The 13,606-nt window shown below is 46.3% G+C and carries 5 protein-coding genes; all 5 read left to right on the top strand.

Annotated features, from left to right (window positions below; all coding sequences use genetic code 11):
• Positions 1-787: 787 nt before the first annotated feature.
• The 5 genes from U0033_RS00630 (at position 788) to U0033_RS00610 (ending at position 13,398) form a co-directional block, all read left to right on the top strand.
• A complete protein-coding gene (locus U0033_RS00630) occupies positions 788-1,306 on the top strand; it encodes a DUF4402 domain-containing protein (RefSeq protein WP_072357286.1) in 519 nt (172 codons plus the stop codon).
• 20 nt (positions 1,307-1,326) lie between these two features.
• Positions 1,327-2,184, top strand: coding sequence for a fimbrial biogenesis chaperone (locus tag U0033_RS00625; RefSeq protein WP_143150613.1), 858 nt, complete (start codon positions 1,327-1,329; stop codon positions 2,182-2,184).
• Positions 2,185-2,259: 75 nt separating this feature from the next.
• Complete coding sequence (locus tag U0033_RS00620) at positions 2,260-10,227, top strand: T9SS type A sorting domain-containing protein (protein ID WP_072357284.1); 7,968 nt, start codon at positions 2,260-2,262, stop codon at positions 10,225-10,227.
• 4 nt (positions 10,228-10,231) lie between these two features.
• The gene (locus tag U0033_RS00615; RefSeq protein ID WP_072357283.1) at positions 10,232-10,729 is read left to right on the top strand and encodes a DUF4402 domain-containing protein; all 498 of its coding nucleotides are present in this window, start codon (positions 10,232-10,234) and stop codon (positions 10,727-10,729) included.
• Between the two features lie 35 nt (positions 10,730-10,764).
• Positions 10,765-13,398 carry a carboxypeptidase-like regulatory domain-containing protein gene (locus tag U0033_RS00610; RefSeq protein ID WP_143150612.1) on the top strand — a complete coding sequence of 878 codons (2,634 nt, stop codon included), beginning with the start codon at positions 10,765-10,767 and terminating at the stop codon, positions 13,396-13,398.
• Positions 13,399-13,606: the final 208 nt, after the last annotated feature.

Raw genomic sequence — 13,606 nt, 5'->3', positions numbered from 1 at the left:
TGATTATCAGCTAGGAATACCTATTTATGAAATGAGTCCTAATTGTTTAATCTCGAAATGTGTTTGACAGGTTAATACAAAGGTATTAATTAAAATTAAAGTAAATGTATGCTGGATTCCAGCTGATGCTTTCAAACTTTAGAACAGGTTTTTAGGTGCATGGAATTGTGCTTAGCAAGCCGAAGTGAAAATTAAATGATTTGGTATTTACATGTCTGACTGGAGAATATGTGAAATTGGTAAGTATTGTATAACTATAGCTCTTTTAACGAGCTGGAATGATTGTATTTACCTGGCCAGAGTGTAAATTTCGCGGGTACAAATGAATTGTATTTATCAGGCCGGAGTGATTTACCCGGCCGGAGTGTAAATTTCCCAGACACGAAAGAATTGTATTTATCAGACCGGAGTGATTTACCCGGCCGGAGTGTAAATTTCCCGAGCACGAAAGAATTGTATTTATCAGACCGGAGTGATTTACCTGGCCGGAGTATAAATATCTCCGGGGCCGGATGAATCCATACCAGATTGAACCTTTTACGATCCAAACCACAGAACATGTTACCATTCTAAGCCACATTATACAAAACTATTAATTGTCCATTTCTAAAAATAGCTGTAATATGCATACAATTGGAATGCAATAAATAATACTGCCACTACCCCCTTTTTACAGGTCTGCTCCCGACCTGCATAATTTGTTATTCATAAATCCAGATGAAAGTTTTTGAATTGGCCATGAAAAACATGACCAAAGTCTAGTTCATTCACTTAAAAAATCTGAATTATGAGAAAAGTATCATTACTCTTCGCCGGCACATTCCTATTGTTAGGTTTCAGCAAAACCTCCTATGGACAAGCCTCTGCTACTGCAAACGTATCAGCGACCATCATCGCCCCAATCGCCATTTCCAAAAGTAACGACATGAATTTCGGCCGCGTCGCCGCAACAGCTGCTGCGGGTACAGTAGTACTGGCTCCTGCGGGAACACGTACATTCACCGGAGGTGTAACACTGCCTTCATTCGGAGGTACCGGCGACGTCTCTCCTGCTATCTTTGACGTATCTGGTGCTCCTGATTACACCTACTCCATTACCTTGCCCACAACTGCTACTACAATCGCAAATGGGTCAAATACTATGACAGTAGATACCTGGACAAGCTCCCCTACACCAATCGGCACACTAGCAGGCGATGGAACACAAACCCTACGTGTGGGTGCAACCCTTAATGTGGGTGCAAACCAGGCTCCTGGTGTGTATACATCTGCTACCCCATTCACGGTGACTGTAAATTATAACTGATAAAAGGATCTCTTATACTTATGAGATTGCTTCAAATGCGGCAACTATTGCCTCGCATAGGAATTTTGTTCACTACTATTTTCAATCTTCCTGTACACGCACAAGCACAGGGAGATTTGCTGATCACCCCCCGCAGGATCGTATTTGAAGGAGGTAGTAAACTTCAGGAGATTAATATTGCCAATTCCGGATCGGATACGGCAAGATATGTTATCTCTCTGGTAGAAATCAGGATGAAAGACAATGGCACATTCGAGTTTATTAATGTGCCAGATTCCGGGCAATTATTTGCCAGTAATTTCCTCCGGTTCTTCCCGCACAGTGTAACCCTGCCTCCCAAAGAAGCACAGGTGGTAAAGGTGCAGTTGCAACACACTGCCGATCTGGATACAGGTGAGTACCGCTCTCACATCTATTTCCGTGCTGTACCCAAACAACAACCACTGGGCGACGAAAAGCAACCGGATAGTCCACAGACCATATCCATCAAACTTATACCTGTGTATGGCATTACAATTCCTGTCATTATCAGGGTGGGTAAAAACAATTCCGCTGCAAGTATGTCGGATATATCTCTTACAATGGAAGATACCATTCCCAAACTGAATCTCACTTTTCATAGGGAAGGTAATATGTCTGTGTATGGAGATCTTTCTGTTGACCATATCTCTCCTTCCGGAAAGGTTACACCGATCGGCTCACTGAAAGGTGTTGCTGTGTACACCCCAAACCGGGCAAGGCAATTACATGTTGCACTTGCAAGGGTAAATGGGGTGAATTACCATGCGGGAAAACTCAGGCTATCCTACCAGGAAATGCCTACACAGATGAACGCGAAAGTAGAGGTGCTGGCAACATCGGAGATATCCCTGAATTAAGAGAGGATAAATCAGGTTCATTTTGCATTGTCTCGTATTCTTTTTTAGGGAATATCAATCTGGATAAAAAGGAGAATGAAGCTGCTGAGGATATTAAAACTAATTGTACTGCTCATTCAGGCAAGCGTATTGAGTATGCGAAAACTGTTACTATTTACTCATTTACTCATCATTACCTTCTGCTTGTTTGTTCCACTTACCATAATGGGACAAACAAGCTGGAAAGGTACTGTCAATACTTCCTGGAGCGAGTCCGGCAACTGGACCGCCGGCGTACCTGCAGCCAACAGTAGCGTCGTCATCGGAGACGCTAACTTTACAGGCTCATTTCAACCAACGGTTAACATACCGGCCTCCTGTAAATCCCTTACGCTCACTTCCGGTACTCTTACTCAAAACAAAAGTCTGTACATAGGTGGCAACCTGACAATCAACGCAGGCGCCACCCTGACACATAATTCAGGGCCACTCACCGTCTCCGGGAATTTTATCAGAAACGGAACGTACACTGCTGCCTCCGGTGCCACTGTTCTATTAAGCGGTACCGCATCCACCATCACAGGTACCACCACGTTTAGTAACCTAAACATCCTGGCCGGCAGCAATGTCAGCATCAGTAATAATATTACTGTCAATAACGCGCTGACTGTAAATGGCACTTTTACGCCAGTTGAAAATACTACGCCCTATCTCGTGTCAGGAACAGGCGCTCTAAATGTCGGTGCAAATGGTACGCTGAAAGTAAACGCAGCTACTTTCGGGGCGAATTACGGTCTTTCCGGTACCATCACCCTGGCCGCCGGTAGCACGGTGGAATATAGTGCTAATACAGTCGCACAATCGATATCCGCTACCCCCTCCTACTCTACCCTGAAAATCAGCGGCAGCACGGTAAAGACGCTCCCGGGCAATCTAAGCGCATTGAACTCATCTACCGCCTACACAGGTAAAATTGATGTCACTGCCGGTACCCTGGATGTCGCCACCTTCACCGCAAACAGAGGCAGTTCCGTAACAGGCGGCTGGTTACATGTAGGAAATGGCGCCACGCTCAGAATAGGAGGAACCAACACCCTGCCCACCGGCTTCGCCAGTACACAACTGGAGCTTAATAGTACCATAGAATACTACGGTACAACACAAACGGTAGCAGCAGCGACTTATGGTAACCTGATATTATCTACTACCAGCAGCACCAAAGTCACCACGGCAACTCCAACTACGATCAATGGCGACCTTACAATTGCCGCCAGTGTAACCTTCGCACCGGCAGCAAATATGACTATGAATGGTGCCACTAATATCAACGGAACCATGAATGGTGGCAGCTTCACCTATACGCTGAACGGCAACTGGGCGAATACCGGAACGTTTACCGGCAATACTTCAACAGTCATTCTGAATGGCAATGGAACGACTATAACAGGAACCGGAACAAACAATTTTAACAACCTGACTATCGGCACAGGGAATGTCACGGCCGCTGCTACATCAGCAATAAATGTGGCAGGGAATATGGTAAGTAACGGAACATTCACACATGGCAGCGGTGGCACCGTTACTCTCTCTGGCGCGACATCCACTATTACCGGTACCGGGATCATATTCGACAACCTCACAATTTCAGGCACTGTCACCGCAAGTAGCAATTTTGCCATGACAGGTAATCTTGTAGTAAATGGCACCTACACAGGAAGTAGTAATATTCTTACTATGACAGGCGCCAGCAAAACCATCAGCGGAACAGGCACCACCACCTTCAGTACCTTATTTATACAAGGCTCCATAACAGCTGCGAATAACTTTACTATTGCCAATGCATTGGATGTAAGTGGCAATCTGACCACAACCAATACTACCACTTTTTCAGGCACAAGTACTTTGAGCGGCACTCCGAACCTGAACAATGTAACAGTAAGTGGTACTTCACTTCAACTTGCTGCCAATGCCGTCCTTGGCGTGGCTGGTGCATTGACGTTGACAGGCACATTAAATGTAACGGGAACCATCCCTAATACTGTAAATTTTAATGGGAGTAGTGCGCAGACGATTCCAACCGGTACTTATAATAACCTGACCATAGCCGGAGGTAATACCAAGACTGCGGGTGGTGCACTGACGGTAAACGGAGATCTGAATATTGCATCAGGAGGAACTTTTGCAGCAGGCAGTTATACGCATACGGTTTCAGGGAACTGGATCAATACAGGTACGTTCACGCCTGGTACGAGCACGATTGCACTGGCTGGAAATACGAATACAACTATTTCGGGAGCAGCGGCTGCTACAGTTACGTTTAATAATCTTACACTGAGTAAAACGAACCAGACGAATACTGTTACAATGGCGAACAGCGTCACTATTAATGGCACGCCTACACTGACAACCGGTATTATTTATACGGGGAGTAATGTCATGACATTTGCTGGCAGCGAAAGGACAACAGGGGCTGGTATTGTGATTGGAACGATTACAAGGTTATTTACTTCTCTATTAGGGGTAGGCACTTCTTACTTTGAAAGTTCCCTAACTTACCTTACCGGCATCACCACAGTACTGAACGGTTCGATAACAGTAACTACCACTAAAATGCCTGTAACCAGTTTTCCAAGTGGTGCCTCTGTCAACAGGACATATGCTTTTACAACTTCAGGTATCTCATTAAGTTTATTCCCTACACTGTCCTTACACTATGAAGATATAGAGCTGAATGGCAACGTTGAAAACAACATGCAGATCTATAGTGGTACAACAGGAAGTGGTACATGGTCAGTACTAGGTAAAAACACAAATAATTCAACAAGCAATTTTGTTAATTACAATGCCCTGTCGATAGCAGTAAACGGCAACTCCGCCACCTTCTCAGATGGCGCTCCCGTAGTCCGCTGGATCGGTGGTACCAGCACTGACTGGAACACTGCCAGCAACTGGACCGTAGTAGGCGGTGGCACTGCCCGCGTTCCTACCACTACCGACGTTGCTGACCTGGGAAGTGCAAATTTTACCAATCAACCCAACATCAGCGCTGCCGCCAGTGTGAGAGCCGTTTATTTTGGTAGTGCCAGTACAAATCCAGTCACATTAAGCATCACCTCCGGCGGCTCATTAACCACCTCCGGAAATATCACTGCCAGTTGGAGTGCCAATAAAACCCACACCATCAACGCCGATGCGCAAAATATTACCGTTGGCGGAGACCTGCTTCTCAGCGACGGCACTGCCGGCCATGCAATCAACTTAAACGTTAGTACCGGCACTGTCAGCGTAGCTGGCAATGTCTGGCAAACTGGCGGTGCAAACATCACCTTCTCCGGCGCAGGTGCCCTGAATATCAGTGGTGATTTCAACTACAGCAGCGGTACTTTCACACCCTCTACCAGCACCGTTACCTATAATGGAACGATTTCGCAAATAGTTGCCGCAGTGCCCTATAACAATCTCACAATTGCCAAATCGGCAGCCATTGCAGGGATTAATAGCGCCATTACAGTTGCCGGAAATCTATCCCTCACAACTGCTGCGGGGCAACTCGATCTGAATGCAAACCTTACCGTGACAGGCAATGTCACCAATGCAGCGATACTCAACGCTAAAAACGCCACCATTACTCTTAGTGGCAACTGGTCAAACACAGGAACATTTACCCCCGGCGGCAGTACTGTTATTTTTAGCGGAACAGGCGCACAATCTATCAGCGCAAGTACCTTTAACAATCTTACTGTCAATAAATCCAGCGGCAATGCCACATTAGGTGGTGTTGCCGTTATCAACGGTAACCTGACTGTCACAGCTGGCACCCTTGACCTCAGCACATTCACGGCTAACAGAAGCATCGCAGGCGGCTCCTGCACTATCGCTGCCGGCGCATCTTTGCTGGCAGGTAGCAGCTTCCCGGCCAATTACAACCTGTATTCATTTGCAGCGACAAGTACGGAGACTTATTCCGGCACTACGGCACAAACAGTTTCCCCCCTAACCTACGGTAATCTTTCTTTCACAGGCGCTGGCACGAAAACACTCTCTGGTAGCACCATCCTCAGTGGTAATCTAAACAACGGCAGCAGTTGGACATTGAACGGTGCGACCAACCTCCTGAGCATTTCGGGTGGCTTTACTAACAACGGCACGTTTACACCTGCAACTGGCACAGTCGTGCTCTCCGGAACAGGTCAAACCATTACAGGGGCTACTACCTTCAACAAATTGAGTATAACAGGCAGCTATACTACGAGCGGCATCAACCTTATTTTCAACGGCCAGCTTGCCGTGCCCGCAGGCGGTACTTTCACCACCGGCGCTGGTGTTATCACGCTCAATGGAGATGTAAGCATTGCGGGCAGTTTCAGCAATACCGGTACACTTGCTTTTGGTGGTACTGCTGTACAAAATATCCTGTTCAATAACATTATCACCAGCAATATCATTAGTTTCAACGGCAGCAACTCCCCTGCTTTTTATGCCAGTGCATTACCCAGTATTGCAACATTGAACATCAATAACACCGCAGGCGTCAACCCGGTAACGAACCTGCTCGTTACGAGTGCATTTAATACCGGGGCTAGCGGTATCTTCAATGGTGGATTTTTCGCACAGGAAATACAGGGAGGATTTACCAATAACGGCACCTTTAACAGCAGAGGAACGGTCTATTTTAATCCCTCTGCTGCACAGAACCTCACTATCACCGGCACTAACTTTACCAACAATGATAATGTGATATTTGGGGGAACAGCAGCACTGAATATCTCAGGTACACCGACCACTTTAACCCATGTTACTTTCGCTAATACGAATGCTATTACGCCATCGTCTAACTGGAACATTGGAGGCATTTTCATCCTGACCAGTAACGCTGTTTTCAATGCGGGCAATAATACATTTACTATAGCAGGAGACCTGACAAGTAATGGTACACTCAATGGCAATACATCTGTGTTTGTAATGAATGGCAACCCTGCAAATATTGCAGGCAACCCATTGACGACTTTTTACGATTATACAGTCTCCGGAAGCGTGTCAGCCCTGAATGATTTTAATGTATCGCATAATTTCACCAATAACAATGCATTCAATGCAACACAGGGCACGGTGATCTTTTCTGGTTCTACGCCTTCGATCATACAAGGTACCGCATCACCATATAACCTGGCGCAGTTTGCAATCAGCAAGAGTACAGGTATCTCCACTACACTTGCCGTAGATGTAAGTGCTGTCACAGATCTTCATATTTTCAGCGGCATACTTGATGCCAGTACATTCAGCATCACGCAGAATAATGGGTTGCTAAGCATTGAGGATAATGCATTCCTGCTGATAGGCGGCACGAATAGTATGCCGGCATTCAACACTTATTATCTCGACACACTGAGTACTGTTAATTACAATGGTACTACACAGGCTGTTTCTTCCGCCACTCCTTACGGAAATTTAGTGATCTCCACTGCGGGTAATAAAACCGCCTCGGCGAACTTACACATGTTGAATAATTTCACCCTAGCGAATGGCACTTTTATTCCGGGAGCATTTATTGATACACTGGAAGGCGACTGGACAATGTCCAGCGGTACATTTACCAACACCGGGAATACGATACTGTTTTATGGTATCAAAAATCAGACAGTCAGCGCTACAGGAGGCTTCAATAATATCACCATTAATAAAACAACTAATAATGTGACCCTGGTCACCAACGTAGCTGCTGCAGGTATCACCACGTTTGTAAAAGGACTCATCGTTACCAGCAGTAATACTTACAACATTCCCGCGGGTGGCACGATTTCCGGAGCCAACGCTGTTTCCGGGTGGATATATGGAAAGCTGCAAATGAACTTTGGTACGGGTACCAATGTAACACGCACTTATCAAATAGGAGATGCAAGCAATTTCACACCTGCCACAATAGTAATGACAAGTGTAACTACCAGCGGAAACCTAACAGGATTAACGCTTACACCCGATCATCCCAACATCAGCTCCTCGGCTCTGGATGCCAACAGAAGTGTGAACCGTTACTGGTCATTCACTAATTCAGGCACCATATTCACCACCACGAATGTGACAGTTAACTGGGTGGCTGCTGATTTGGATGCCGGTGCACTGTTCACCTATTTCCAGGTGGGAAATTATAACGGCAGTACCTGGACACTCCCCACCGTGACATCACCATTGGCAACTTCCATCACAGCTACTGGTCTTACCAGTATCGGAGATATCGCTGCCGGCGAATTGCTCACCAACAACGTATGGACTGGCGCTATAAGTAGCAACTGGTTCAGTTCGGGGAACTGGTCGGCGGCCACAGTACCCACGATTACCACTGATGCGACCATCCCTGCTGCATTGACAAACTACCCCTTCATCAACACCAGTGTGGCGATGACACATAACATAACTATTCAGGCCGGCGCTTCGGTGACAGTGAGCGGCGGAAACATGCAGATCAGTGGGTTGATTACCAATACCGGTACATTCACAGCCAGCAATGGTTCCATTGAGATGAACGGTAGTACGGCACAGGTCATTGCTGCAGGAACTTTTGCTACGAATACGATCCTTAACCTGACGGCAAATAATACAGCAGGTCTCACGATTGGCGGCACCCTCAATATTACAGGTGTTTTGAAAGCGACGACTGGTACCCTTGCTACAGCAGGTTTCGTCACCTTATTGTCTTCCGCAACACAAACTGCGCTGATCGACGGAAGTGGTGCGGGCAGTGTGACTGGAAATGTGATCATGCAGCGATACCTGCCTTCAGGCTTTGGGTATAAGTATATCAGTTCTCCTTTCCTGTCGGCGACTGTGGCACAGATGGCTACGGCGATCAACCTGACTGCGACTTTCCCAACTTTCTATAGCTATGTAGAAAACCGCTCCTACTCCGGCTGGACAACCTATACAACTGTTACCAATCCTCTGGTGCCAATGGTGGGATATGCGGCAAACTTTGGTAGTGGCACGGCAGCAACTATATTCAGTTTAACGGGTGTCGTGAATAATGGAACGATCACTTCGCCGACATTCACGAACAATAATCAACCGTATACCCTGGGATTCAACCTGGCCGGTAATCCTTATCCCTCGCCGGTAGACTGGAATGCTTCGGGCGGATGGACGAAGACGAATATTGATGATGCCATTTATTATTTCAATACGGGTACAACCAATCAGTATACTGGTACTTACAGCTCATACATTAATGGAGTTTCCAGCGATGGCGTGGCGACGAATATTATTGCAGCCATGCAGGGTTTCTTTGTACATGTAACGAATGGGAGTTTTCCGGTGACGGCCACGTTTGCAGTAAATAATGCAGCCCGGGTGAATAATCTTACACCTAATTATCATCGGGATGCACCGTCAACAGTGCCTTTGCTGCGACTGAGTGCGGGATTCACTGATGAAGGATTTGGGGAAGATGCGGCCGTGATTTATTTCGATCACAGCGCGATGACACATTTTGATATTACACTGGATGCATTGAAGTTGATGAATACAGATGAGAATGTGCCGAACCTGTTTATGAGGGCAACCGATACGAACAGGTTGTCGATTTATTCTTTGCCTTATTTATCGGATACAGCTTTTGTGATTCCCCTGGGCTTGTATACAAAAAAGACAGGGATACTGACATTCAGGACGCAGGACTTGTTAAGAATGCCAGCGGGCTGGCATATTTACCTGAAGGATGCGAAGCACGGACTGAAAGAGTTGTTGCAGGATACGAGGTATAAGGTGCAGGTGAATGCGGGTGATGATGATACGAGATTTTCACTGGTGTTTAGTCCGGCGACGGTGGAAGTGGATAGCGGAGATATGGATGGGTTTAAGGCTTACAGTGCTTATGGCAAAATATACGTGAGTTTGCCGGAAGATGGACAATTGGCAGTGACGAATATGGCAGGGCAGGTGATGTTTGAGCAAAAGATGACTGGGAACGGGGTGAAGGAGTTGAATGGAGCATTTAGTAGTGGGGTGTATGTGGTGAGTTTTTATTCGGAAAAAGGAATGAGGACGAAGAAAGTTTTTGTGGCGCATCAGTAATAACATGAAAGGATTTGTATATACCATATTATTTATTTCCGGATTACTGGTCTGCCGGCCGGCAAAGGGGCAGCAGCCTCCACCAAGGCCAATTTCGATCTTTGTAAATCCTGCACAGGGTTTACGGTTCGGGGCATTTACTCTGGGCACTACTGGAGGAACGGTTGCTGTCGCTTCAAGTGGTGCAAGAACCAGTACCGGAGATGTGGTATTGTTACAACTTGGCTACACATTTGCCCCGGCGATTTTTGAGGTGGATGCGAATCCAGGCACATTGATCCAAATCGTAAATGGCCCAGCAGCTGTGTTGACGGGAAGTAATGGAGGAACCTTGCTGCTGACCATTGGTAGTTCAAGTACTGGTACACCTTTTATTGCTACCGCAACTCCGCCGGCAAGAACACTTGTTAGAATAGGTGGTACACTTACAGTAGGGAACCTGCTGAGCAATCCGGCGGGGCAGTATAGCGGAACGTTCAATGTGACTTTTATACAGGAATGATCTTGAAGAACCACGCAAATAATATTCTCCATTGTATGTCTGCTTGCAGACGTAAGTGGAATTGTTTGCTGTTACTTATCGGGATGCTCCTGCTATTATCTACATCTTTAACCACCACTGCTGCCAACCTGAACGCCGGGCCGGGGCCGGGCCGCGAAGACGACGACGATTTCGACTACGAAGAGATCTCCGTCACCTTTGTCGTAAAAGACATGGGCGGCATCGAATTGCCCGCACTCATCCACAACGATACGGTTTACCTTCCTGTATCCACCCTTTTCAATTACCTCAAAATCCGTAATATCCCCTCCGAAGGACTGGACTCCATCTCCGGATTCTTCATCAACCAGGATTCTGTCTACCTCATTGACCGTGCCCATAAACTCATCCATTATAATAACCAAACCTACCACCTCCAAAACCAAAGCCTCGTCAGGGTCGCCGATGAACTATACCTCCGCGCTGATATCTATGGACAGGTATTTGGTCTGACCTGTAAATTCAACTTCAGGAATCTCGCCATCAACATGGAACCCAAAGTAGAATTGCCCGCCGTAAGGGAACTACGACAGGAACTCATGCGGCAAAACATCGGAAAACTCAAAGGCAATATGATCGCCGATACAACCGTTACCCGCAGTTATCCCCTCTTCCATTTCGGCATGGCCGATTGGGCGATCATTGCTACTCAAAGACAACCCGGCAACTCCGATACCCGGCTCAATCTTTCATTGGGGGGTATTCTCGCCGGTGGTGAGGCGATCGTTTCGCTGAACTATAATAATTTCTCAAAACAATACAGAACGACCATCTCGCATGACAGCGATTATATCCGCCCCCTGGATGAACGTCAGCAATTCTACCGCTGGCGATATGCGAATAATGACCACGCCGCCCTTAGACAGGTGATTGCAGGAAAGATCTACGCTCAATCAGTGGCATCAATTTTCTCCCCCCTCGTCGGGCTTACTTTAACGAATACGCCTACAGGGATCCGTCGCGCTTATGGTACCTATACGCTCAGTAATTTCACCGAGCCTAACTGGACAGTAGAGTTGTACGTAAATGGTGCCTTAGTGGATTATACAAAGGCTGATCCGGCCGGGTTCTTCACATTCCAGGTGCCACTGGTGTATGGAAATACGCAGGTAACGCTTCGCTACTATGGCCCCTGGGGCGAAGAAAGAGATAAAGATGAGAACATCATTGTTCCATTCAATTTTCTCCCCTACCATGAATTCGAATATTCCGCCAGTGGGGGAATGGTGCAGGATACATCGCATAGTCAGTTTGCACATATCCAGGGGAATTATGGTTTGACAAGACAGATTACCATCGGCGGAGGCTTTGAATATCTTTCTTCCGTGCGTACAGGCAGATACATGCCTTTTGCCAATATATCCATGCTGATTGCAAAAGGGTTCCTGTTCACCGCGGATTATACCTACAATGTGCGGGGAAGAGGGATCCTCAGCTACCGTCACCGTTCGGGTTTGGAACTGGAGGCTGATTATATCAGGTACAAAGAAGGTCAGAAGGCTATCAATTTCAATTACCGGGAAGAACATCGGTTGATAGTTTCCAGGCCTGTTAAATTCAGGAATATGGCAGCATATACGCGATTGACACTGGACCATATCCTTTTACCAGGGAATATCAATTATACAACGGCAGAATGGATGATATCCGGGGCGATTAAAAGAGTAGGTACGAACCTGACAACTTACGGGATCTTTCTGGGAAATACGCATAAATACATTTACAGTAACCTGGCTTTGACTTTCCGGCTACCGTCGGATATTGTTTTTATGCCACAGGTGCAGTATAGTTATACTTACAATAAACCGGGTTATTACAGGGCGGAGTTAGGGAAATACCTTTCAGGCAGAGGCTATATCAACTTCACATATGAGCAGAATAATGAAAGTCATGTGACGAATATCGGAGTTGGGCTGAGATGGGATTTCAGAGGGGTGCAGACGGCGCTGAATGCATGGCGGGGAGGCGGTGTCAATACTTTTGTAGAATCTGCGAGAGGTAGTTTTATTTATGACCATCCTACCAGGTATGCAAATTTTAATAACAGGGTGAATGTAGGAACGGGTGGAGTGACCCTGGTGCCTTTCCTGGATTTGAACAATAATGGACAAAGGGATCAGGGAGAACCGAAGGTGGAAGGTGTGAAGATTAGCGTGCAATATGGAAACGTGATTTATAGTAAGCGGGATTCTATAATTATGGTGACTAGCCTGGAGCCCTTTGTGAATTACCTGGTGAAGATAGATCCTAATAGTCTGCCGAATATTGCGTGGAGGATTAAGGAGCAGACGTATAGCATTGCCATTGACCCGAATAAGCTGAAGATGGTAGAGATACCGGTGTATATTGTGGGAGAGATCTCAGGAAGAGTGTATATGGATAAGGCGCCCCAGGGCCGGGTAGTGGTGATTATCAGGGATATGAAGGGGGCGATGGTGGCAAGGGCTTTGACAGAGAATGATGGCACCTATGATTATATTGGATTGCCACCAGGGGATTATACGGCAAGTATAGATCAGGGGCAGTTGAAGAAGATACGGAAGAAGGCGGCGCCGGGTAGTCTTTCATTTACAATAAGGCCGGTGAAGGATGGGGATGTAGTGGAGAAACTTGATTTTCATATTGAGTAATAATACACGATGAAATAAACCATTCATGAAAGAGGGAATTCCTCCGCAGAAATGAAAACCATTTTCTAAAAAAAGGGGGCTGTCTCAAAACTTCGAGACGGCCCTCTTTTATTCGTATACCTGATGGAGAAAGTTTTCGTCTAAGCCATTCTAAGGGCCTTAATTTTACTATGATACATTCTCTTAAAAAAAATCATAAACAAACAAT

The sequence above is a fragment of the Chitinophaga sancti genome (assembly GCF_034424315.1).
GTDB classification, from domain to species: domain Bacteria; phylum Bacteroidota; class Bacteroidia; order Chitinophagales; family Chitinophagaceae; genus Chitinophaga; species Chitinophaga sancti.
The sequence above is the reverse complement of the archived record's forward strand: the minus strand, read 5'-3'. Positions and strand labels throughout refer to the sequence as shown.

Coding starts and splice junctions, on each gene's coding strand:
- U0033_RS00625 (WP_143150613.1), top strand. CDS start 1,327: ATGAGATTGCTTCAAATGCGGCAACTATTGCCTCGCATAGGAATTTTG.
- U0033_RS00610 (WP_143150612.1), top strand. CDS start 10,765: ATGTCTGCTTGCAGACGTAAGTGGAATTGTTTGCTGTTACTTATCGGG.
- U0033_RS00630 (WP_072357286.1), top strand. CDS start 788: ATGAGAAAAGTATCATTACTCTTCGCCGGCACATTCCTATTGTTAGGT.
- U0033_RS00615 (WP_072357283.1), top strand. CDS start 10,232: ATGAAAGGATTTGTATATACCATATTATTTATTTCCGGATTACTGGTC.
- U0033_RS00620 (WP_072357284.1), top strand. CDS start 2,260: ATGAAGCTGCTGAGGATATTAAAACTAATTGTACTGCTCATTCAGGCA.